Raw genomic sequence first — 23,160 nt, forward strand, 5'->3', positions numbered from 1 at the left:
TCATCTTATAAAAAAGTTTAGAGAGACGCCTGTGATAAAACAACGACTTAAATATGTCCTTTTTTATCCCATGCGCTGACCAGGAAGGAAACCTCTGAAAAAAGACAAAAAAAAAGAGCCGGGGGACCGGCTCTCACATGTGAATCAAACAAAAAACTCAAACGGACGCATTTCCACCGTTTGAGTGTCATTTCCTTTTATTAGGCACCTACCATAGAAGGCGTCTGTTCTTTTTGCTGTTCTTTCTGCATTTGAAGGACCTTCATCCGTTCCTGCTCCAGCTCTTCGCGGAGGCGCTGATTCTCCTTCACAAGCAAATCTCTTTGATCAAGTACTCTCAGCATGTCTTCTCTCATTCATTTCCCTACTTTCTTTTAATGATCAATCCTTGCATCCTCAAAACTTATCGGCCAGCATCTCATTTGTCATGATTTGACGTTTTCTCTGTCTTTTTGTAGTCAAATGAATAATACCCCATTAGAAGAGTACCTAAACAATTGGCTCTGATAAAGTTCAGTGTTGATATTTGCATCAACGGATGGCAGTGACAATGGATTCACGGTGTAACCATTGAACCTTGTTGAATCATAATTTCGAAACGGAGCCTTTTGATATAGGGCAGGATTGTTTAAGACTCAGTTTCGAGACTTTTGTGTTGTGGATAGGGCTGCGGGGAATGACTCGCTTTCCGCGGGAGTCTCGCCATTCCCCTCCGCCCCTTTGCCATATAAGTGTCTCGAAACCACTACTTAAAAAATCAGCTTGTATGGGTAAGAGAAGGGAATGATATCATCTCCGTTTAGCATACGCAAATGCTTGATACTACGCACGATCTGCCCGCCTAGGGGAGAAGAATGGGAAACTTACGAATCCATACAGATGTTCGAACCTCAACCATTCAAGCTCACCCTTTTTAAAGTGGCTTCGAGACACTTATAAGGTCAAGGGGGCGGAGGGAAACGGTGAGACTCCTATGGGACGTGTGGGACAGGTGAGACCCCGGAAGGCGTAGCCTGAGGAGGCTCACCGCCCGCCCCATGGAAAGCGAACCTTTTCCCGGAGCCCCTAGAACCACACAAACATCTCGAAACTGGATCTTCAATAAAAGGGAGCTTTCGTTGAATAAGCCAACTATAAAAAAGATGAACTTCCATAAAATTGGAAGTTCATCTTTTGCAGTAATATCAACACTAAACTTTAACAGAGCCAAACAATAAAATGTATAGCTTTAATCCTCTACTTCTTTTTCTGGATCAAATAGAACAGAGCTCCTGCGATTGGTATCGCACCGATCCAATGAATGGAATGGCGGTGTCCTTCCTTATGCTCTCTCCAATTGATCACATAAATGGACAAAAGCGTCAGCACCAAGAAATCAACCGTCATCACATGGACGAACTGGGAAGTCCGGAATGCTTCAAGATAAACGTAAATATCGCCCTGGACGCCTCCATACCCGGCTAAAGCAACCGTCCCTATGAACAATAGAATGAGGAGAATACGAGATTGCAGCAGTGACAAAAGCCATGCCGGCGTCCTCTGAGGTCTTACGGATTCTCCTTTTGTAAGGAAAAAATAGGGCATAAGTGCAAATGCTCCGAATACGAACATTCCGGCAACAAAAGGCCATAGGGGAAGAGGCGCATCATCCGCCCCGAGCAGTAAACTCGCAAATACCATGGGATAGATTCCGAGAAAACTGAAAACCGCAAGCAGGGTGGGATCTGGGTCATCCATCCTCACCAATTGCTGGAGGTATCCTTGGTCTCCGTCCGGTGCAATGATAACCGCATACAGAATGAAGGCGATCCAACCTATGAAAAAAAGAAGACGTCGTCTCATAACTTTCCCTCCTCCCTATTTGGTTGCATCAGATTTTATATCTTTTTCCCAATTAAGAAAAAGAGAAACATAGATTGCGAAAACCCGCTATACGAAGGCCCTCTGTCCTATCTTCGTGAATAAAAGGACCATCGGTAAAATTCAGAAAATTAGTGAATTAGGGTGCAATCTTTCATCATGTCTGTTATAGTACATAATTAACGGAACATTTTAGGACAATGTCCAAAATAAATTTGAAGGGGTGCCTTTTTTTGGGAACCTTACAATCTTACATCCATGATATTGAAAAAGACATTTATCAAATTCGCAGACAACTTCATAAATATCCTGAACTGAGTGGCGAAGAAATTCAGACTTCCGCGCTCGTCAAAGAGAAGCTTACCGAATACGGCATCCCTTATAAAAACGGGTACGCCGCTACCGGCGTACTTGGCATCATCGAAGGTGGAAAACCCGGAAAGACCGTCGCCTTAAGAGCCGACATGGACGCTCTTCCGATTAACGAAACGAACGATCATGCGTTTGTTTCCACCGTCGAAGGAAAAATGCATGCCTGCGGACACGACGCTCATACCGCTATGCTCCTGGGAGCAGGTTACGCCCTCAAGCAAGTGCAGAACCAGATGGAAGGGACCGTGCTGCTCGTTTTCCAACCAGCAGAAGAGGATGCTCCGATCGGCGGTTCCAAACCAATGATGGAGGACGGCGTATTCGAGGAATACAAACCGGACGTCATTTACGGACAGCACGTCTGGACGGGACTTCCCGTCGGACAGATCGGGGTCCGCGACAAAGAAATGATGGGGGCATCCGATCGTTTTACGATCAAAGTAACGGGCCGGGGCGGTCACGCGAGCATGCCTCATGAAGGCAATGATGCCATTATCATCGCCAATCAGATGATTACGAGCCTGCAGACGATCGTAAGCCGGAACATCAATCCTCTCGATTCCGCGGTTGTCACTATCGGCCGGATCGAAGGCGGACACCGCTACAATGTCATTCCGAAAGAAGTGACCATTGAAGGTACAATCCGCACGTACAAGCCGGAAGTAAAAGAAAAAATCAAACACCGCTTCCATACCATTTTGAATCAAACCGCCGACGCTTTTGAAGCGGAAGTCGATATCGAATATTTGGACGGCTACCCGGCAACGATCAACACCCCCGCCTATGCCCAGCAGGCGAGACAGACTGCTCAGCGGTTGTTCGGAGAATCCTCCACCCCGGAAGTCGAACCTGCTCTCGCCGGAGAAGATTTTTCACGCTTTCTCCTGGAGTATCCGGGAGCGTTCATCTGGCTCGGCACTCGCTTTGAAGATGAGGACGGTCAAAAGCCGCTGCACGACCCAGGCTTTCAATTGGACGAAAGAGCCCTGCCGATGGGCAGCCGGTTTTTAGCAGAAATCGCCCGGGACACCCTGCAATCTCTATCGAGTCAGGAGGGATGACGAGAATGGAAACATTCGATGCTTTTATAAAAAATCTGCAGCCCCGGTTGACCGATTGGCGCCGGGAGCTGCACCGAGAGCCGGAATTAGGGTTCCTCGAATATAAAACCACGTATAAAATCTCCCAGGAACTGACGGAGCTCGGATTTACAACCATTACCGGACAGGAAGCCATGAACAGTACATCCCGCTACGGCGTACCTGATCGTCATGTACTACAACAGGCAGAAGCCGAAGCCCTTGAATATGGGATCCCTTCTGAATCGATGGAAAACATGAGAGGCGGGCATACCGGCGTTGTTGCACGTTGGGATACAGGCAAGGACGGCCCCCATCTCGCTTTTCGTTTTGACATCGATGCCCTGCCGATCCAGGAATCCACTTCCACCGGTCACTTTCCGTACCAGCATGATTTTATTTCCAATCATCCGGACGTCATGCATGCATGTGGTCACGATGGACACACCACCATCGGTCTCGGCCTTGCTCACATGATCGCTCACTTCCATGAAGAATTGAGCGGGACGTTCACGCTTCTTTTCCAGCCCGCAGAAGAAGGCGGTCGAGGAGCGAAAGCCATGGTGGACCAGGGATGGCTTGACGGAGTCGACGAATTCTACTCCGGTCACATCGGTATCAATTCCCTTCCAGTCGGCACGGTTGCTGCTTCGACTCAAGGGTTTCTCGCTTCATCAAAATGGAACGTGACATTCCGAGGAGAGTCTTCCCATGCCGGAATGAAGCCTGAAGATGGAAGGAATGCTTTACTCGCAGCAGCGACAGCGACCGTCCAACTGCACGCAATCCCACGCCACAGTCATGGGATCAGCCGGGTCAACGTCGGCAGACTAACGGCTGGAAATGGACGCAATATTATTGCGGACAATGGTTACTTGGAGCTTGAAACCCGGGGAGAATCCGCAGAAATTAATGCATATATGCAAAAGGAAGCGAAACGGATCATTCAATCGGCAGCATCGATGTACGATGTGGATGTTACGATCGATTTTGTCGGTGAAACGGAAGAGATGCGATGCGACGATTCGCTCGTTCGTCGCTTGACCGATCAAATGAAAAGTTCCTGGATTGACCGGGTCGATCCTGTCGCTTATGTATCCGGATCAGAGGATGCAAGTTTCATGATGAATGCTGTCCAATCGAACGGCGGCCTGGCGACCTATATGTTGTTCGGCACCGCCCTGCCGGCTAATCACCACTCGCCAGCCTTCGATTTCGAAGAAAAGGTTTTACCTGTGGCTCTTGCCGCCTATGCCCATACGCTTAGAGGAGGAACAATTGAATGAAGCAATGGTTGGAAGAAAAATTACTACAACTGAATGTAACCGAATTCATGGATGAAGAAAATGGGTTCACCCGCCTCAGCTACACCGAGGAAGAAAAGCAAGCCCACAAAGCTTTTATTGCGGTGGCTGAAGAATTGAACCTGGAGGTCACACAGGACAAGGCCGGGAACTTATGGGCCAGGTGGAACGCGGCAGATCGTGACGCACCAGTGATCGCTATCGGATCCCACCTCGACACGGTCAGTAACGGAGGCGGGTATGACGGTGCTGCCGGTGTCCTCACAGGCCTCGCAGCGGTCAAAAAACTGCAGGACAAAGGATTTCAGCCGAAAAAGAATGTAGACATCGTCTGCTTCGCTTCGGAAGAATCTGCCCGGTTCGGCGTATCCACCATCGGAAGCAAGGCGGTCACAGGCCTTTTGGAAAAAGAGGAACTCGGAAGCGTCGCGGACGTAGACGGCGTCACAGTGAAAGAAGCGGTTGAATCTTACGGACTTTCCTGGGAGGCCATCGATCAGGCAGAAAAGACGGTCGATGAATTGGAGAGCTTCCTGGAACTGCACATTGAACAAGGGACACAAATCGAAGATCACGGAGCAGAAATCGGCATCGTCCGCGGAGTCGCCTGTCCCGTTAGACTTCAGGTCACTATCAAAGGAATGGCTAACCACACGGGCACGACACCGATGAACAACCGTGCCGACGCGTTCGTAGCCGCCGCTCCCGTTGTTTCTTTCGTGGAAGAGGAAGTTCGGAAGCTGAATGAAACGCAGACGATCCCCATCGTCGCTACGGTCAGCACCGCTAAAGTTTCACCAAACGTCATGAACGTCATCCCAGGAGAGGTCGAACTCGGCATCGACATTCGGAGCGTAGATGATGACCTGAAAAGAAGCCTGGCGAAGCATATCCAGCAGTATTGTCTAACCATTGAAGAAACACGTGACGTAAATGTCCACGTTCATACGCTCGTCGATAATGATTCTGTACTCCTGGATGACTCGATTCAGGAGCAGCTCACTGCGCTTACAGAAAAAGCCGGTTACCGTCCCCACGCCATGGACAGTGGAGCAGGCCACGATGTAATGAACATGGCTGCACGCTGGCCGTCAGGACTCATCTTTATCCCGTGCCGCGAAGGGCTCAGCCATCACCCGAAAGAACATGCGTCCATCGAGGACTTGAATAAAGGAACAGACGTCCTCGCGTCTTATATTGAGACGATGGCGAGTGAACAGCCATGAAAACGAAAATCGGCGTCATCGGACCAAAAGACTCCGTTGAGCAGATTATGTATGTAGCAGAAGAATTCAAGCAAATAACGTTTTATCCATTTTGCTACGAAAAATTATCCGATGTCACGGACATTTTGAGAGAACACAGGCACGAAGTCGATCAATGGTTTTTCTCGGGTGTGCTGAACCATACGTACGCCATGGAAAATGGTTTGATCACCGAAGAAGAAGGTGGCTACCCTCCTCTTCACGGTTCAAGCTTTTTCGGAATTCTTCTGGAAGCTCAGCTGACGACGAACCACGTGTATCGCAAAGTGAGCATCGATACGATCGCCAACGAAGAATTCGATAAAATCCTATCTTATTATCAGATGGACGATTTGGAATATGAAAACTTTCCGTTTGAGAAAGTCCGTCACACCGATGAACTGACTGATTTTCACACCAAGGTGTACAACGAAGGGAAAGCGGAAGTGGTTATCACGTCGATCAAGGCCGTCTATAAAGAATTGAAAGAAAAGAACATCCCGGTCTTCAGGGTCACGCCCTCTTACCTTTCCATCAAAATGCTGATCCAATTTTTAGAGGAGCGGGCCCAGTCCAAACACTTCCGTAACTCCCAGGTAGCGATCATCGGCTGCCGGGTCGAAATGAACGCCTCGCATGCCGAAGAAAACTACTACTCATTCAAGACGAAATATCAGGAGCTCGATGTCCGCCGGCAGCTGCTTTCCTTTGCTGAAAAAACGAACGGTTCCGTGATGCAGCTCGGCGACGGCTTATTCTTCATCTTTACAACACGCGGCGAATTGAGTGAGGAGGCAGAAGCGGATTTGTTCACCCTGATCGAGGATATACGGATTCAAACCAATCTGACGGCACGTGTGTCCATCGGGTTTGGAGAAACCGTCTCCCAGGCGGAAAATCACGTCCGCATCGGCTTCCGCCACATTAAAGCAGAACAGGAACCCCTGCTTCTCATCGTCGACGAAGATCAGTCGATTTCTGTGAAACAGCAGCAGAAGACCTTGAGTTATCATACTACTGAAATCGGTCATGTGCTGCAGAACAAGATGAAAGAGGCGAACCTGAGCCCGGGGGTGATCTCCAAGCTTCTCGCCTATTCCAAACAGTATCACCGTGAACATTTCTCCTCCCAGGACCTTTCCCGCTGGTTGAAAAGTACAGAACGAAACGGACGCCGGATTTTAGCCGAACTCGAACGCGTCCAGATCGTCGAACAAGCCGGGGAACAACAATCCGGGGAACGGGGAAGACCGAGGAAAGTGTTTCGTTTCATGAAGGAGGAATAACCTTTCCTCCCTTTCCACTCTCTTTTACGGAATAATAAAGGAATTTTTCCTAAATATAGAAAGGATGATTGATGTGAGCGAAAAAAGCTCAACGAAGAAAACCAAAGGTTTCTCTAAGTTATTGAACGGTGTGGAGAAGGTAGGGAATAAGCTGCCCGATCCATTCATGCTCTTTGTTTACCTGGCTGTCTTTACTATCATCGGATCCTGGATCATTTCTCTTTTCGGGGTGACTACCACTCAGCCCGGGACAGGCGAAGAAATCCCGATTAAAAGCTTGATTTCAGGAGAAGGACTGCAGTACATCCTGACGTCGATGCTCGAGAACTTCACTGGTTTCAAACCGCTCGGCCTGGTGCTGGCCATGATGCTCGGTATTGGCCTTGCGAATAAAGTCGGCCTTTTGGAAACAGCGATTAAAAGCACCATTTTGAAAGCACCAAAGTCTCTGATCACGTACGCCGTCATTTTCGTCGGTATTCTAGGTAACTTAGCTTCAGACGCAGCTTTCGTCATCGTTCCCCCTCTCGCAGCCATGGTCTTCTATACGCTCGGCCGTCACCCGCTGGCTGGTCTCGCTGCAGGTTTCGCCGGTGTAGGTTCTGGTTTTACCGCAAATATCATCATCGCAGGAACGGATGCCCTTCTTTCCGGAATTTCCACAGAAGTGATGGAAAGTTTAGATTCCAGCATCGTCGTCACTCCTGTCGACAACTGGTACTTCATGATTGTATCCGTTATTGTCCTATCCGTTACAGGTGCATTAATCACAGAAAAAATCGTCGAACCACGCCTTGGAAAATACGAAGGTGAAGGCGGGACAGAACTTGAAGCAAGTACAGCTCTTGAGAAACGCGGTTTCAGAAACGCCGTTCTCGCAGCTCTCGGATTTATCGCTCTATTAATTTTTGCCATTGCGGTTCCAGGTTCAGCCCTTCGAAATGAAGAAGGCGGAATCATCCCATCCCCATTCTTAAGTGGAATTGTGCCAATTATTTTACTTTTCTTCATCACGATCGGGGTGGCCTACGGAGTAACCGTCAAGAAAATCACCTCCACACGTGACATTTCAGGTTTCATGGGAGAAGCCATGAAAGAAATGTCCGGCTTCATTGTCCTGATTTTCGCGGCTGCTCAGTTCATCGCATACTTTGATTGGACCAATATCGGAACATGGATCGCTGTCAGCGGTGCCAATTTCCTTGGATCCATCAACATGACAGGCATTCCAGTCGTCATCGGATTCGTCTTCCTGACCGCCCTCATGAACATGTTCATCTTCAGTGGCTCTGCCCAGTGGGCATTGGAAGCTCCGATTTTCCTGAAAATGTTCTATCTCTTAGACTATCACCCAGCGTTCATCCAAGCGGCTTACCGTATTGCCGATTCCTCAACGAACATCATTACACCGATGAACCCTTATATCATCATCGTGCTTGCGTTCATGAAGGAATACGACAAGAAAGCAGGGCTCGGTACGCTGATTGCCCTTATGCTGCCATACGCTGTCATCTTCCTTAGCGTCTGGATCGTGCTTCTACTTGCCTTTGCTCTCCTGGGCATTCCATTCGGTCCTGGTGTAGGCATGTATATCAATTAAATCTTTCCATGAAAAAGACTCCGAAACTTCGGAGTCTTTTTTTATGTCGATTCTATTTTTCGTAGTAGAAACCTCTTCGCTTATGTAGAGATTTCCAGACGTTCATTACGACTTATCGTTTTGGTGGCGTGCTTTTTCCAGGACTTGTTTCGCCATTCGGAAATGATGGTTAATTTCCGCTCTCGTTTTCGCTTCACGCATCTTCCTGACGTGCATCATGAATTTCTCTAAGGTCTCTTCCTGCCCTTCCATTCCGGATGGCCGGAAAGGAATTAAATCCCCCATCTTGATCGCTCCCATTCAAATATCTTCCATTTATCTTACGCTTGGATGATTAAAGCGTGTGGGGGATCAAACCAGATGAACACAAGGAATATAAAAGCAGTCCCGCTTTCAATGGGACTGCTTTTATACAAACAGGATTTAACGTAAGAATTTCACACAAACCGGCTCAGGTACTTCAACGCCGGATTGAATTAACGAAAGCTTCCCAGTCGTTTTGTCTCTCTCAAACAATGTCATCGTGTTTGATTTTTGGTTTGTAGCGATCAGAAATTGTTCAGAAGGATCGAGGACAAAGTCCCGCGGCCAATCGCCTTCGGTAGATGTCCATTCGATGAACGTCAGTTGTCCACTGTCCTGGTCCACTTTGTAGGAGGCAATAGAGTTATGACCTCGGTTTCCGGCATAAACGAACTGTCCGTCTGAAGAAATATGAATGGCACTTCCATCATTCGTTTCCCCGAAATCTTCCGGAATAGTACCGATGGACTGCTGCTCAGTAAAATGGCCATCGTTTTCATTATAATGAAGCGTCAGGACTTCAGAGCTCAACTCTGTCATGACATATGCATACTTTCCGTTTGGGTGGAACGTGATATGCCTCGGTCCGCTTCCTGGAGTGGTTTTCAAAACATGAACCTCTTCAAGCTTCCCGTCTTCGATCGCATAAGTAATGACACGATCGTTGCCAAGATCAATGGCAATCACAAACTTTTCATCAGGGGTAAACCCTGCAAAGTGCATGTGCGGTTTTTCCTGGCGTTCATGCGGGCCCGTCCCTTCATGCTCTATAACAGAAGCCGTCTGTTTCAACGATCCATTCTCATTCGTCAAATAAGAAACGATATTCTTCGTATGGTAATTGGCTGTCACTACTGTGTCTTTGTCATGATCGACACTTACATGACAAGGAGGAGATCCTGCATCTTTCAGATCGTTCATCTTCGACAGTTCTCCTGTTTCCCTGTTAATGGAAAAGGCTGTGACTCCACCTTCTTCTCCTTTCTTCATAACGGAGTACAAATGTTTCCCGTCATCGCTTACTGTCACATACGTTGGGTTTTGCAGTTCAGCCGCCAGCTTCACATCTTTCAGCTCTTTGCGATCAGTATCAAGCGTGAACTGGTACACGCCTTTACTTTCCTGTTTGGTATAGGTCCCGATATATCCAATAGACTTCGCCATTTTAAAACTCCTTTGATTTTTTATCATATATTCTGCCTCTATTATCTCATAAACTTCCTCACTCCTAAATAACCACCCATTAAAGGGATTTCCCCCGAATGCTGCTTGTCTATCCAATAGATCAGCCTTGTCATCCCCCCGGGTTGAACGTATGATAATAGTACGAGTGGCCAATGAGCAGGGAGGTAGCAGGATGAGATATAAACGAAAAGATTACTTCCGTTATGAGTTCAAAGAACCAATCCGAGCTCTCTTCCGCATCCAGAGAGTAGGTCCTAAAGAGGTTCACACATCGAATGGGGAAGCTAAAATCATCGACATCAGCCCCCGCGGTATGAAGTTGAATGCAAGTTTTGATATCCCGCATAGTGATGATCACAACATCGGGTTATTGATCAGCTTTCAACTGAATGAAGAAGAATTCCAGCTTCCGGGAACCATCGTTTGGAAACGAAGGGCAGCTGGATACAACTATGGAATTGATATCAACAATGATGAAACAGAAACCAGAAGATTGGTGAATGCGATCAAAGTGTACGCGGCCACCAATAACAATTTGAAAGAAGTATAAAAACAGGGAGGACCTCTCGTACAGAGTCCCTCCCTGTTTTTATACTCTCCTGCCTCTTTGTTCTTTTACTATTTTTTCCGTTTCCAGACGCGACGTCTTATCATAAGTCTCTATAATAGTTTAGTGTTAATATTACCAACCTATATGACGTCATTTCGAGGTGTTTGTATAGGTTTAGGGCTCCGGGAAAAGGTTCGCTTTCCATGGGGCGGGCGGTAAGCCTCCTCAGGCTATGCCTTCCGGGGTCTTCCCTGTCCCACACGTCCCATAGGAGTCTCACCGTTTCCCTCCGCCCTTTGCGAAATCGTTCTCTCGAAACAAATAGTTTTGTAAGGAATATTTCATTGATGGACGGTTAAGCGTTAAACACTACTTCTAAGTTTACACTACAATCAGTGCTTCTAGGACAACCAGCAACCCCAATTCGTATGGGTACTCACACAGAACGCGCATAATTACCTGTAACCTTCCCCTCGATAAAACATCTTGAAATGGACTCTTCAACAATCATGTATTCAAATTGGGCTGCGTATCCAGTCTATAAATATCAAAAAACCTTTAACAATGCCTACCCTAGAATTAGCGATCCATATCTAGTGCTCCACCCACTTTCCTATAAGACGTTAGCCGACTTAATATCAATAAAATTCTATACTCTTCCCAAAAAAATCTCTAAACAACACTAAAATAACCATAATAACCGAACGATATTTTAATAAATATTTCTATTGTTCACTTTTAGGTTGTTTATTCCAGAAGTGTTTGTTATAGTAACAACACAATCACATCACGTACTCGTATATTCTCAGTAATAAGGTCTGAGCGTCTCTACCTGGTTCCCATTGAAAGAACCGGACTACGGGTTGAAGCTATACACTTGCTATAATGCATCTATGATTTTATGCGTACAGTTGGGCTTTAACTTTTTAGTCTGGAAGGTAGAAAATTCTACTTTCCGGACTTTTTTATTTCCTGAAAAACGAGCAACGGTGGGGTTGAAATTACATCAAGGGAGAGCTACTAATGAAAAACATTCGCAGCATTGCATTCGTACTATTCATCACACTGATTTTTTCTTTCCTGACCGGGTGCCAAAATTCCACAGAAGAGCAAGCATCCGCGGAAGAAAATGAACAACAGCCCATCATCATCCAGGGGCCGATGCCTATTGAAGCAGAAAATTTCGCCGCAAAGCTTGATGGGGTGGAAGAAGAAACCTCCGGAAACTTCGTCTTTTATAAAGGGAAAGTCGACGATTATCCTGTAATTGTCATGAAAACAGGAAAAGGCATGGAAAACACAGCCGCTGCTACAGCCATTGCAATCGAAAAATTCGAGCCGGCTGCCATTATTAATCAAGGAACTTCAGGAGGGCACGATCCTGACTTGCACGTATTTGATATCGTCTTAGGTGAACGAACGGTCAACATCGGTTCATTGAAGACGGGACATAGAGAAGATGAAGCAGGCATCGCTCCGAAAGAATGGATTCCTATGGATCTCATGGCTTCAGAAGGCAGCGCAGGCGAAGACCCTGATGCTGAAAACATCCGCTATTTCGAAGGAGATAAGGAGCTGCTCCAAGCGGCCCAAGCCGTCAAAGATACGCATGAAGAAGGAAAAGTCGTAGAAGGAACGATTGGTTCTGCAGACGTTTGGAATAATGAAGTCGACCGGATCCAGTGGTTCCATGAAAACTTCGGCACTTCTGTGGAGGAGATGGAAGGAGCGGCAGGTGCCCAAATCGCCAAAGCCTATGATGTGCCATACCTCGGCATCCGCACCCTATCCAATAATAAAACGAACGGCGGCGAATATAATCCTGATACGGCTGAAGCGAACCAGGAGTATGTTTATGAAGTTGTGAAAGAGTATATTTCAAACAACAATTAATAAAAAAGTAGGCTCTGTTAAAGTTTAATGTACTGCAAAAAGGAACTTCCAATTTATAGAAGTTCCTTTTTTTATATTTGGCTTATCCACTAAAGCTCCCTTTTCTTGAAGACTGAGCTTCGAGATGTTTGAAAGATTCTAGGGGCTCTGGGAAAAGGTTCGCTTTCCATGGGGCGGGCGGTGAGCCTCCTCAGGCTACGCCTTCCGGGGTCTCACCTGTCCCACACGTCCCATAGGAGTCTCACCGTTTCCCTCCGCCCCCTTTCCCTTATAAGTGTCTCGAAGCCACTTTAAAAAGGGTGAGCTTGAATGGTTGAGGTTCGAACATCTGTATGGATTCGTAAGTTTCCAATTCTTCTCCCCTAGGCGGGCAGATCGTGCGTAGTATCAAGCATTTGCGTATGCCAAACGTTCATGGGGTAGAGATGATATCATTCCCTTCTCTTACCCATACAAGCTGATTTTTCAAATAGTGGTTTCGAGAGACTTATATGGCGAAGGGGCGGAGGGGAATGGCGAGACTCCTACCTTAAGTGTGCAGGCGCCTCGTTCAGCGGCGTATGGACTGGACTGAGCTGGAGGAGATAAAGGAAACACGAAGAACGAAGAGATTCGATGTTGACTTATCGTACAGAAGCGAGGGAAGTCTCACTAGCCGCTAGGCGCAGAAACCGGATATCTACGAGGAAAAAAGTGCAGGGTGAGACCCCGCAAGGCGTTAGCCTGAGGAGGCTCACCGCGCTCCCGCGGAAAGCGAGTCATTCCCCGTAGCCCCTATCCACCACACAGAAGTCTCGAAATCAAGTCTTCAAAAATCCTGCCATTTAGCGAAAGACTCCGTTTCGAAATTATAACCCAACAATATTCAATGGTTACATCGTGAAAGGAGATCATCTAAAGGTTTTGATACTTGGATATTAATTCTCTTTTTGGAAATATCAACATTGAATGTTACATCCTCCACCTTATTAATCCCGAGAGCCAGAAGTGATATTTTTATAAACAACCTCACCGTCCACAATTGTCATCTCCACACGTCCATTCCCTTCCAACGGATGCTCATCCCACAATACAAGATCCGCGTCTTTACCAACTTCAATACTGCCGGTCTGATCAGCAATTCCCAATACTTCAGCTGCCCGAATCGTCACGCCTTCCAAGCCGACAGCTGAATCTAGTCCCGCTTTTACAGCAAGCTGAGCCGAAGTCTGCAGCTGACCGATCGGAATGACAGGATGATCCGTAATGATGGCAAATGGTATGTCATGGGCATCCAAGGTCGCGTAAGTTTCCCACGAAATGTTTCCGAGTTCTACTTTCTTCCGGCTCGATAACGTCGGACCGACGGAAAACTTATACTGCCCTTTGTACTTTTCCAGATGCTTGGCGATTTTATGACCTTCCGTTACATGCTCGATATGTAAGTCGATTTCAAATTCATTGGCGATACGGATGGCCGTCATTATATCATCCGCGCGGTGGGCGTGGACACAAAGCGGAAGTTTCCGCTCAAGTACTTTTCCAATCGCTTCTAAGCGGAGGTCCCTGGGCTGGTCACGATCTAAGTAATTGGCGGCCTTCACAAAGCTCTCCCGGATCATTCCGGCGACACCCATGCGAGTGACTGGTGCCCGCCCCTGCTGGCCATGAAATTTCTTCGGGTTTTCTCCTAACGCCATCTTGAGGCCCGCTTCTTCCTTCACGATCATATCCTCCACCACGTCCGCAGGTTTCACTTTAAGGATCCCTGTTAACCCTCCGATGACATTTGCACTTCCCGGGAAAACCTGGGCGGTCGTGATCCCTGCGTGGGTGGCGTCCACAAAACCCTGATCGCTAGGATTCACTCCGTCAATCGCTCGCAGGTGCGGAGTCATCGGTTCAGACGTCTCATTAAAGTCCGCCCCTTCCCAACCGTATCCTTCTTCATCGATGCCGAGATGGGTATGAGCATCAATCCAGCCCGGCGTGACGACTTTTCCTTTTCCATCGATCACTTCCCGGCAGTCTGAGATGTCTACAGAACCTTTTTCCACTCGTTTGATTTTGCCTTCTTCGAGGATTATTGTTCCTTCATCAATCGGAGGTCCGTGGACTGGGATGATGGTAACATTTTGTATAGCTAGCATAGACTTTTCCTCCTTATTCATCTCGGATGTACGTATAAACCTGACAGGCAAGCTGGACGTTGAACCAATCTCCTGAATCATCAAAGTCAAGACCAAGGATGTCCTGGATCCTTTTGACACGGTAATAGAGCGTATTGGCATGAATGTTCAGTGCCTCTGTAATCTTGCGCAGATCTTTATCATGGTCGATGTAAGTAATCAACGTCTGAATCAACTCCCCGTTCTTCCTACGGTCGTATTGAATCAATGGACCGAGGATGTCGGAAACATATAGCTCGAGTTCTTCTTCACTGTGTTGCAGGAAAAAGCGGTAAATGCCTGCTTCTATAAAGCTCATCACTTTCTTTCCCGGCTGGTTTTCTAGAAGCTGGATGCATTTTTCAGCATCTTTGTAGGAAGCATTCAGCTGGGACAAATTTTTATGCACCCGGCCAATGCCAAGTTTCATGGGAGCGGATGACTTTTCCATCTGATAGATGAACGGTTTGATGTTTTCCCTTGCTGCCATTTTCCCTTCCTGATCCGGAAAGCTGACCATGGCAAAGATATAAGAGCTGTTCATGGAAACAATTCCATTAATGTGATGGTCCGCTAGTGCATCTTCCAAAGCCTTCACGATTTCGTCTTTCTGACGTTTCACATGCTGGGCCATCCCTTCATATTCAGCAGCGGAGGCATCCCGTTTACTCAAAACCATTACATAATAATCCGAAGGGGAAAATCCGAGGTTCGACGCCTGATTTTCTAAGGAAGGTGTCATTTCCCCGGACAAAATGCCTTCAACAAGTTCACCTTTCGCCCGGTTTTCCGCTTCGCGAATGGCATCCTGCTTCGTCAATTCCAAGGAAAGCACCGTCGCCCCGTATTCGAATAAGACAATATCGTTCTCAAAAAAGTCCGCGGAATCGATCCAGACACATAGGAACCCCCACATCGAATCGACACCTACAACGGGAAGGACGACCAACCGTTCTTCCCCCTCTGTCTTGATCTGCTGCCACTTGTTCGTGGAGATTACTTTTTTCACCCGATCATGGTTGAGAAACTTCTCCGGCAGCGTTTTTTCTTCTGCTTCTTTATGAATGTAAAAAGGTTTCAGGAGCGAATCATAAATGGCGAACGGGTAACGGACCATGCGCTCCAACGTTTTCACGATAGCATCCGCCCCCTCCCCCCGGGCCGCGATGTTTGTGAGCTGATGGTGGAAATCGGTCGTCCGCTGCATCGTGAGGTGTTCCTTCCGTAATGCCTGGTGCGTCTGCTGCAATTCTTTCCGCTGTTTTTGTTCCTGTTTGAACAGCTTCGAGTGGGTGATGACGACCGCAACGTGGTCAGCGAGCGATTCAAGAAGTTCCAGGTCCTGCTCGGAGAAGAAACTGTTTTCCTTGAAGCTGTCGATCGTCAAAACCCCGATCGTTTCATATTGGAAGCGGAGAGGTACGGAAATCATGCTGTCCGGAAAAGCTTTATCCATCGTCGAATCTATATAATATTGGAAGTTGGCTTCTGTCATGTTCTGCATCGTTGCCGCGATTTCCTTTTCTCCATGAATCATCATCGACTTCCCATGCTGGAAGACCATGCCGCTGACCCCTTCGCCGACCGTCAGTCTCGTCTTTTTATAGCTGTGTTCTTTAAAACCGACCGCCGACTGCACGAGCAATTTGTCCAGTTTGTCGTCATGCAAAAATAAAAAGCCTGTATCAGCCGCGGAAAGTGCGTCAACGACAGACTCGATGATAATGTCCAGAATGTGATCTTCATACATACGAGAAGCAAGCGTATGAGCGACATCCATCAATAAATCGAGTGAGTTCTGCTTTTCCTGATCCTTCTTGTAGTTCATCAGCAGTTTCAACCACGGCTCGTATTGATGGAAATAGTCATACGCTTCATTTTCGTCATAGTTTTTTGAACCGGAAAGAACGACGATGATTTCACTGAACTGGAAACCTTTCAGCGTCGGGGATAGCGGAATGATCTTCTCGTCACTCTCCAGGCATTGATCGATCCAGCTGGAAACGTTCATGAAGTTCTCCCTTCCTGAAACGGCCCGTCTGGATTCTTTATCAATCAAATAAATTTGGTTCTGTTTGAATTTGCTTTTCAACTGTCCTAATAAATCAGTTTTCATCGCCCCCACCTCATCCTCTACTATAGAAGAGATCATCGAAAAAAGAAAATTCTTAAAATACTGTCCCTTCTTTGACGGCATCGATCCACTCATAATAACGGTCGATCAAAATCGATTTGTTCTTCCCGTAAATCCGGCGCAGCTCCTTCACGGGTTCCTCATGATCATCCACACGGAAGTCGACGAACGGATACTGATCGACATCGACCACTTTGATGGCGGAAGACTGTTTGCCTCTCACATCTCCCCCCGCTTGATCAGCTGCATCCAGGGCCTCAAGCAGCCGCTCTGCCAATGGTCCGGAAGAATGTTCAAAAGCTTCCGCCATGGCATCCAGTACTTCTGGTCCTGTTAAAAGGTTACCTTGAATCGAATATTGTTCACCGATGCGGTGACCTTTGTACTCGTCATTTTCCACACCTGTATAAGCGGAACAGTTGCCGTAGGAGTCCATGACAGCGACCTGCCTCAGTTCTTTCCCAGGGTCATCGAGTAAAAGGTGGCTCAGCGTTTCGTTCGCTGTCCGTCCTTCTTTCAGATGATCGAGCCCTTCTTGGCCAAGCGGCGGGTTGACCCACCCCTGAGTGACGACCGCTCCGACGTCCGGTTGGATGTGAGGAGAATAAGCCCCTACTCCCGGGAAGGCCGTAGCGACCGCTCCGCCGAAATTACCCGTTTCAGGACAGCGGGCGATGATTGAAAATGTATTGAGTTTCATAGCTTACACCTCATGACAGGCCACATAATGACCGTTTTTTATTTCTCTGAATGCTGGAACCTCCCGTTTGCATTGTTCAGTCGCAATCGGACACCGCGTATGGAATCGGCACCCGCTCGGTGGATTGTCCGGGCTCGGTACCTCTCCTTCAAGAGGAATCCTGTCCCTCTTCACGTGAATATCCGGGACGGGAATGGAAGACAAGAGCGCCTGTGTATACGGATGAAGCGGATCCTCATAAAGGTCATCACTTTCGGCAAGCTCCATCATCTGACCGAGATACATGACACCGACTCGGTCGCTGATGTACTGGACAACACTCAAGTCATGAGCAATGAACAAATACGTGAAATTATATTCTTCCTGCAGATCCATCAATAAATTGATGACCTGGGCCTGAATGGATACATCAAGGGCTGCGACCGGCTCATCCGCGACAATGAACTTCGGTTTCAGCGCAAGGGCACGGGCAATTCCGATTCGCTGGCGCTGACCGCCGGAAAATTCGTGCGGGTACCTGTCTTTGTAACTTTCCGGAATGCCGACATCCTTCAGTAATTTATGGACACGCGCCATCCGTTCTTTTTTTGGCATGCCGACCGTCGTCAACGGTTCCTCGATGATATCAAGCACTGTCATCCTCGGATTCAGGGACGCAAACGGATCCTGAAAGATCATTTGAAAATCGCGGCGTCGTTTTTTCAATTCTTTTTTATCCCAATCGAGAATGTTTTCGCCTTCAAAATAAATCGATCCATCCGTTGCATCCAGCAGCCGCATCAGCAGGCGTCCCGTGGTCGATTTTCCGCAGCCCGATTCACCGACGATGCCTAGCGTCTCCCCTTTATGGACAGAAAAACTGATGTCATCGACAGCTTTGACCGTACTTTTCTTGCGGAACATCCCATTCGAAACGTTAAAGTACTTCTTCAACCCTTCGACGCGTAGAATTTCTTCCGTTGTCATCGTTGTTCTCCTCCTCTTCTAACCAGCAAGCCACCGTATGTTGTTCCGACTCAGAAGGTATAAGCTCTGGCTGTTTTTCCAAGCACTGATCCATGACGAACGGACAGCGTTCCGCAAACCGGCACCCTTCCGGCAAATTATGAAGGTTCGGGGGCTGCCCTTCGATCGGCTCCAGACGGTCACGGTTTCCCGGACGCGGCACAGAGTTCAGCAAACCACGGGTGTAGGGGTGTTTCGGACGGTCGAAAATGTCTTCCACCGTTCCTTCCTCCACGATTTTCCCTGCGTACATGACGGCAACACGATCGCAAAGTTCTGCTACCACCCCTAAATCGTGGGTGATCATGACGATGGCTGTACCGGTGTCGTCCCGCAACCCTTTCAAAATGTCGAGCACCTGCGCCTGGATCGTGACATCAAGCGCTGTCGTCGGCTCATCTGCAATAATCAGATCCGGATCACAGGCGAGTGACATTGCGATCACCCCGCGCTGCCGCATCCCCCCACTGAAATGGTGCGGGTATTGTTCGGCACGCTTCGCAGGTGACGGAATGCCAACCTTCGTCAGCATTTCGACCGCCCGCTTCCACGCCGATTTTTTATCCTTTTTCTCATGGATGATCGGCATCTCTGAAATTTGAGTCCCCACTGTATAAGCCGGGTTCAGAGACGTCATCGGATCCTGGAACACCATGGATAAATCTTTTCCACGGATCTTCTGCATCTCGAGGTTCGTTTTCTTCAAAAGGTCCTGTCCGTGATAGAGCACTTCCCCTGTGACCTCTTCACTTTTCTTTTCCCCGACGAGGCGCATGATCGACTGGGACGTCACACTTTTTCCACATCCGGATTCGCCGACCACTGCGAGGATTTCACCTTTTTTCACTTTGAGACTGACGCCGTCAACGGCTTTGACGACGCCTTTTTTCGTATGAAAATGGGTCTTCAAATCATTGACTTCCATAATGTACTCAGACATCGTATCTCTCCTTTTCTTACGCGGACTCATTTTTCAGGCGCGGATCCAGCGCGTCACGCAGTCCATCTCCCATCACGTTGAAACTGAAGACAGCCAGGGTGATGGCGATTCCAGGGAAGACAGCGATCCACCAGGCGGTCTCCATCCAATCCTTTCCTTCACTGAGCATGATCCCCCACGATGGCGTATCCGGAGAAACCCCTAGCCCAAGGAAACTGAGGGCCGCTTCTGCGAGAATCGCGAATGCGAACGATAAGGTCACCTGGACGATGAGCGGAGCCATACTGTTCGGCAGGATGTGCTTCCACATGATCTTCAAGTTGCTGACACCCATGGACTTCGCTGCTTCTATATAGAGCGAGTTTTTATTCGCAAGCACGGACCCACGAGCGATCCGGGCGAAAATAGGCGTATAAACGATACCGACGGCGATCATCAGGTTGGTCAGGCTCGGCCCGAGAATAGCCATAATGACAAGGGCGAGTAAAATGTCAGGAAACGCGAACATGACATCGGTCAAGCGGGACAAAGCCGCATCCACCCATTTTCCGTAATAACCGGCAACAACCCCGATGATCGTTCCGAACACAAGCGAAAGACCGACGGAAATGATGCCGACTTGCAAAGATATTCTCGTGCCATAAATGATCCGGCTCAAGATATCCCGGCCGAACTGATCCGTCCCAAGCCAGTGGGCCATGCTTGGTCCGGCGAGCCTCGCTTCCGGTGACATCTGGTAAGGATCATAGGGCGCAATGAGAGGGGCCGCGAGTGCGAAGATCATCAATGCTAGCGTCATGAACATGCCGAACATCGCTATTTTATTTTTCTTTAATTGATACCACAGGTCTGACACCTATGAGCCCTCCTTTCTAGTAGCGAATTTGCGGATTTAAAAATCCGTAGATGATATCGACGATCAAATTGACAAGGACGAAAGCACTGGCGATGAACAAAATCGTCCCCTGCAGCAAGGCATAATCCCGGTTCGTAATAGCTGCAAGCGCCAGCTGTCCGACACCCGGAAGACCGAAGATCTGCTCAATGACGACAGATCCGCCAAGCAGGTACCCAGTCTGAATTCCAAGGACCGTCACAACGGGAATCAACGCATTTTTAATCGCATGCTTCCAAATGAGCCGTTGATTGGAAACCCCTTTCGCACGGGCCATCTTGATGTATTCCTGATTGGTCACTTCCAGCATGGATGAGCGTGTCATCCGCATCGCAACAGCTCCGACCGCGGTTCCAAGAGCGATCGCCGGCAGCAGCATGCTCCTCAAATTGCCCCACACGCTTTCATACAAACCGACAAATCCTCCAGATGGGAACCACCCGGCATACAACGATAAGAAGAGAATCATCAACGTCCCGAGCCAGAAGTTTGGGACAGAGATGCCGAGCATTCCGAAAAAGCTCGCCCCATAATCGAACTTACTGTTTCTGCGCAGGGCAGCAATCGTTCCTAAAGGAATCGCCAGAACGACGGCAATGACGACGCTCAACACCGCAAGTTCAATCGTAATCGGGAGCCTGGCAAGAATCGCCTGCAGCACAGGGGTGTTCGTAAACTGTGAATACCCAAAGTCCCCTTTCACGACATTTCCTAGCCAAACTAAATATTGCTGAATCAGCGGTTTATCCAATCCATATTTCGCCCGAAGCGCTTCTGCCTGACTTTCTGTATAACTGTTCCCAAGCATCGCTGTCACGGTATCTCCCGGCACAAGCCGGACGATGAAAAACGCGACGATCGAGATCCCGAGCAACACCGGAATGGAAACGAGCAGCCGTTTTAAGACGTATTGAATCACCTTGTTTCCTCCTCCCGTAAATGGCTATGGATGAAGGAAAAAGCGGCCTTAAGCCAAGGTCGCTTTTTCCAATCCTGTTACTCTGTGACTTTCGTTTTCTCCAGGGACTTCGTCGTTACCGTCGGAGCCACTTCAAAACCTTCGACACGGTCACGAATCGCTGAAATGTGCGGGTTTGCATAAAGGAAGACCATCGGTGCATCCTCTGCAATCATCGTCTGTGCCTGCGCATAGATTTCTTTCCGTTTTTCCTGATCCATTTCCGCACGGCCCTGCTCCAGCAGCTCATCTACTTCCGGGTTGGAGTAATTTTGCTGGTTGTACTTGCCGTCCGTGTGGAAAATGTTGTACAAGAACTCATCCGGATCGACAAAACCGACCCAGCCGACGACCGTCATTTCAAAGTCCCCGGAACCTAATGCTTCAAAGAAAACACTTTTCTCTTGAGAAACAACATTCACGTTGATGCCGACTTCTTTCAACTGCTGCTTGATCACCTGGGCAGCATCAATCTGGTACTGGTTCGTTCCAACTTTCATCTTCACATCCAAGCCGTCTCCATAACCTGCTTCATCAAGCAGCTGTTGTGCTTTTTCAAGATCCGGTTCCGGATAAATGTCTTCTTCCAAATGCGACCAGTGGTTTTCAGGAATGTTTCCGCTTAGCAGTGGAGATGCTTTACCAAACTTCACCGCTTCGTTGATCGCGCCGCGGTCCGTTGCCCATGCAATGGCCTGACGTACCTTCTCCTCAGCGAGCGGCCCCTCTTCTGTATTCATACCGATATACTCCCAATAAGTTCCCGGCACACTCTCAACATTGACGCCTTCCGCTTTTTCCATCAGTTCAATATCTTTTGGTTCCGCCTGCAGAATAATGTCGATTTCGCCATTACGAATGGCTGTAGAACGAGCCGTTTCATCCGGGATTGAACGCCAGACGACTTTATCTAAGTATGGGAGGTCTTCTTTATAGTAATCATTGAATTTCTCAAGCACCATCTCCTGGTCCTTCGTCCAATTGACCAACTGGAAAGCCCCGCTTCCCGCATCCGCATTGGATAAATCGCCATCATTCTCTTCAACGACCGTCTGGTTCACAATCGCATTCATCGGATTCGCAAGGAACGTCACGAACGGCGCCACCGGCTTGCTCATCGTCACGACAACCTCGGTTTCAGAAGGAGTCTCAATGCTCTCCAGTGCATCAAACTGCGCCTTACGCACTTCACTCTCTATAATGCGTTCGATTGAGTACTTCACATCCTCAGAAGTCAACGCATCCCCGTTGTGGAAGGTCACCCCTTCATGAAGCGTGAACGTATACGTCTTGCCATCTTCAGAGACTTCGTAATCTTTCACCAGTTCCCCTTCGACTTCCCCATAAGCATCGCTCTTATAACGGAACAATGTATTGTACATGTTCTCGATGTAACGCATCGATGCCGCATCTGTTACTGTGTGCGGATCCAGACTCTGGGCATCCGTCAGGTCGGTGATGGTTAGCGTCCCACCTTCACTGCCAGATGAAGACTCTCCACCCTCTTCATTTCCTGAACTGCCTGTTTTGGTCGGATCCTGACACCCGGCTAAAACCAATGTGAAAATGACGAGCGATACAATCCAAAAATGCTTCTTCATTTTGTTCCTCCTCTAATTTTCAGTAAATTTAAAAAAAACAGTAAATTCATTGTATAAAAGAAGAGGTGGGAATGATATGTGACGGTTCACGAATATATCATTTT

The 23,160-nt window shown here is 48.0% G+C and carries 19 protein-coding genes and 1 riboswitch; of the genes, 7 read left to right on the forward strand and 12 right to left on the reverse strand.

The window, feature by feature from the left end; translation table 11 throughout:
- Positions 1-200 precede the first annotated feature (200 nt).
- Both ACXADE_RS16620 and ACXADE_RS16625 read right to left on the reverse strand, forming a co-directional pair.
- The gene (locus tag ACXADE_RS16620; protein WP_474981540.1) at positions 201-356 is read right to left on the reverse strand and encodes a hypothetical protein; all 156 of its coding nucleotides are present in this window, start codon (positions 354-356) and stop codon (positions 201-203) included.
- Positions 357-1,236: 880 nt separating this feature from the next.
- Positions 1,237-1,842 carry a hypothetical protein gene (locus ACXADE_RS16625; RefSeq protein ID WP_474981541.1) on the reverse strand — a complete coding sequence of 202 codons (606 nt, stop codon included), beginning with the start codon at positions 1,840-1,842 and terminating at the stop codon, positions 1,237-1,239.
- Positions 1,843-2,093: 251 nt separating this feature from the next.
- Between ACXADE_RS16625 and ACXADE_RS16630 the strand changes: the two genes are divergently transcribed.
- From ACXADE_RS16630 to ACXADE_RS16650, 5 genes are all read left to right on the forward strand, one after another.
- Positions 2,094-3,293 carry a M20 metallopeptidase family protein gene (locus ACXADE_RS16630; protein ID WP_474981542.1) on the forward strand — a complete coding sequence of 400 codons (1,200 nt, stop codon included), beginning with the start codon at positions 2,094-2,096 and terminating at the stop codon, positions 3,291-3,293.
- A gap of 5 nt (positions 3,294-3,298) precedes the next feature.
- Positions 3,299-4,597, forward strand: a complete 1,299-nt coding sequence (locus tag ACXADE_RS16635; RefSeq protein WP_474981543.1) for an amidohydrolase — start codon at positions 3,299-3,301, stop codon at positions 4,595-4,597.
- Positions 4,594-5,841: a M20 family metallo-hydrolase gene (locus ACXADE_RS16640; protein WP_474981544.1), complete on the forward strand. Its 1,248-nt coding sequence runs from the start codon at positions 4,594-4,596 to the stop codon at positions 5,839-5,841. The genes ACXADE_RS16635 and ACXADE_RS16640 overlap by 4 nt, the downstream gene beginning before the upstream one ends.
- A complete protein-coding gene (locus ACXADE_RS16645; RefSeq protein ID WP_474981545.1) occupies positions 5,838-7,145 on the forward strand; it encodes a hypothetical protein in 1,308 nt (435 codons plus the stop codon). The genes ACXADE_RS16640 and ACXADE_RS16645 overlap by 4 nt, the downstream gene beginning before the upstream one ends.
- A 64-nt stretch (positions 7,146-7,209) precedes the next feature.
- The gene (locus ACXADE_RS16650; RefSeq protein ID WP_474981546.1) at positions 7,210-8,745 is read left to right on the forward strand and encodes an AbgT family transporter; all 1,536 of its coding nucleotides are present in this window, start codon (positions 7,210-7,212) and stop codon (positions 8,743-8,745) included.
- 105 nt (positions 8,746-8,850) lie between these two features.
- Here the strand turns inward: ACXADE_RS16650 and ACXADE_RS16655 are convergent, their stop codons facing one another.
- Positions 8,851-9,030, reverse strand: coding sequence for a hypothetical protein (locus ACXADE_RS16655; RefSeq protein ID WP_474981547.1), 180 nt, complete (start codon positions 9,028-9,030; stop codon positions 8,851-8,853).
- Between the two features lie 138 nt (positions 9,031-9,168).
- Complete coding sequence (locus ACXADE_RS16660) at positions 9,169-10,236, reverse strand: lactonase family protein (protein ID WP_474982258.1); 1,068 nt, start codon at positions 10,234-10,236, stop codon at positions 9,169-9,171.
- A 169-nt stretch (positions 10,237-10,405) separates the two neighbouring features.
- On the opposite strand from ACXADE_RS16660, the gene ACXADE_RS16665 reads away from it, so the two are divergent.
- Positions 10,406-10,783, forward strand: coding sequence for a PilZ domain-containing protein (locus ACXADE_RS16665; RefSeq protein WP_474981548.1), 378 nt, complete (start codon positions 10,406-10,408; stop codon positions 10,781-10,783).
- 775 nt (positions 10,784-11,558) lie between these two features.
- Positions 11,559-11,662: riboswitch (purine riboswitch) on the forward strand.
- A gap of 144 nt (positions 11,663-11,806) precedes the next feature.
- Positions 11,807-12,676: a 5'-methylthioadenosine/S-adenosylhomocysteine nucleosidase gene (locus ACXADE_RS16670; protein ID WP_474981549.1), complete on the forward strand. Its 870-nt coding sequence runs from the start codon at positions 11,807-11,809 to the stop codon at positions 12,674-12,676.
- A 968-nt stretch (positions 12,677-13,644) separates the two neighbouring features.
- On the opposite strand, the gene ACXADE_RS16675 is transcribed toward ACXADE_RS16670, so the two are convergent.
- From ACXADE_RS16675 to ACXADE_RS16710, 8 genes are all read right to left on the reverse strand, one after another.
- Positions 13,645-14,805, reverse strand: coding sequence for an amidohydrolase (locus ACXADE_RS16675; protein ID WP_474981550.1), 1,161 nt, complete (start codon positions 14,803-14,805; stop codon positions 13,645-13,647).
- Between the two features lie 13 nt (positions 14,806-14,818).
- Complete coding sequence (locus ACXADE_RS16680; RefSeq protein WP_474981551.1) at positions 14,819-16,939, reverse strand: helix-turn-helix domain-containing protein; 2,121 nt, start codon at positions 16,937-16,939, stop codon at positions 14,819-14,821.
- 52 nt (positions 16,940-16,991) lie between these two features.
- On the reverse strand, positions 16,992-17,657 hold the full coding sequence (locus ACXADE_RS16685) for a DUF1028 domain-containing protein (RefSeq protein ID WP_474981552.1): 666 nt from the start codon (positions 17,655-17,657) through the stop codon (positions 16,992-16,994).
- A gap of 3 nt (positions 17,658-17,660) precedes the next feature.
- A complete protein-coding gene (locus ACXADE_RS16690; protein WP_474981553.1) occupies positions 17,661-18,623 on the reverse strand; it encodes an ABC transporter ATP-binding protein in 963 nt (320 codons plus the stop codon).
- On the reverse strand, positions 18,574-19,602 hold the full coding sequence (locus ACXADE_RS16695) for an ABC transporter ATP-binding protein (RefSeq protein WP_474981554.1): 1,029 nt from the start codon (positions 19,600-19,602) through the stop codon (positions 18,574-18,576). Before ACXADE_RS16695 ends, ACXADE_RS16690 begins: the two co-directional genes overlap by 50 nt.
- A gap of 16 nt (positions 19,603-19,618) precedes the next feature.
- Positions 19,619-20,458: an ABC transporter permease gene (locus tag ACXADE_RS16700; protein ID WP_474981555.1), complete on the reverse strand. Its 840-nt coding sequence runs from the start codon at positions 20,456-20,458 to the stop codon at positions 19,619-19,621.
- A 16-nt stretch (positions 20,459-20,474) separates the two neighbouring features.
- Entirely contained in the window at positions 20,475-21,416 is a 942-nt protein-coding gene (locus tag ACXADE_RS16705) for an ABC transporter permease (protein ID WP_474981556.1), read from the reverse strand.
- 77 nt (positions 21,417-21,493) lie between these two features.
- On the reverse strand, positions 21,494-23,056 hold the full coding sequence (locus ACXADE_RS16710) for an ABC transporter substrate-binding protein (RefSeq protein ID WP_474981557.1): 1,563 nt from the start codon (positions 23,054-23,056) through the stop codon (positions 21,494-21,496).
- Positions 23,057-23,160 lie beyond the last annotated feature (104 nt).

The sequence above is a fragment of the Halobacillus sp. ABR2_026 genome (assembly GCF_056158545.1).

Coding starts and splice junctions, on each gene's coding strand:
- ACXADE_RS16620 (WP_474981540.1), bottom strand. CDS start 356: ATGAGAGAAGACATGCTGAGAGTACTTGATCAAAGAGATTTGCTTGTG.
- ACXADE_RS16625 (WP_474981541.1), bottom strand. CDS start 1,842: ATGAGACGACGTCTTCTTTTTTTCATAGGTTGGATCGCCTTCATTCTG.
- ACXADE_RS16635 (WP_474981543.1), top strand. CDS start 3,299: ATGGAAACATTCGATGCTTTTATAAAAAATCTGCAGCCCCGGTTGACC.
- ACXADE_RS16640 (WP_474981544.1), top strand. CDS start 4,594: ATGAAGCAATGGTTGGAAGAAAAATTACTACAACTGAATGTAACCGAA.
- ACXADE_RS16645 (WP_474981545.1), top strand. CDS start 5,838: ATGAAAACGAAAATCGGCGTCATCGGACCAAAAGACTCCGTTGAGCAG.
- ACXADE_RS16650 (WP_474981546.1), top strand. CDS start 7,210: ATGATTGATGTGAGCGAAAAAAGCTCAACGAAGAAAACCAAAGGTTTC.
- ACXADE_RS16655 (WP_474981547.1), bottom strand. CDS start 9,030: ATGGGGGATTTAATTCCTTTCCGGCCATCCGGAATGGAAGGGCAGGAA.
- ACXADE_RS16665 (WP_474981548.1), top strand. CDS start 10,406: ATGAGATATAAACGAAAAGATTACTTCCGTTATGAGTTCAAAGAACCA.
- ACXADE_RS16670 (WP_474981549.1), top strand. CDS start 11,807: ATGAAAAACATTCGCAGCATTGCATTCGTACTATTCATCACACTGATT.
- ACXADE_RS16675 (WP_474981550.1), bottom strand. CDS start 14,805: ATGCTAGCTATACAAAATGTTACCATCATCCCAGTCCACGGACCTCCG.
- ACXADE_RS16680 (WP_474981551.1), bottom strand. CDS start 16,939: ATGAAAACTGATTTATTAGGACAGTTGAAAAGCAAATTCAAACAGAAC.
- ACXADE_RS16685 (WP_474981552.1), bottom strand. CDS start 17,657: ATGAAACTCAATACATTTTCAATCATCGCCCGCTGTCCTGAAACGGGT.
- ACXADE_RS16690 (WP_474981553.1), bottom strand. CDS start 18,623: ATGACAACGGAAGAAATTCTACGCGTCGAAGGGTTGAAGAAGTACTTT.
- ACXADE_RS16695 (WP_474981554.1), bottom strand. CDS start 19,602: ATGTCTGAGTACATTATGGAAGTCAATGATTTGAAGACCCATTTTCAT.
- ACXADE_RS16710 (WP_474981557.1), bottom strand. CDS start 23,056: ATGAAGAAGCATTTTTGGATTGTATCGCTCGTCATTTTCACATTGGTT.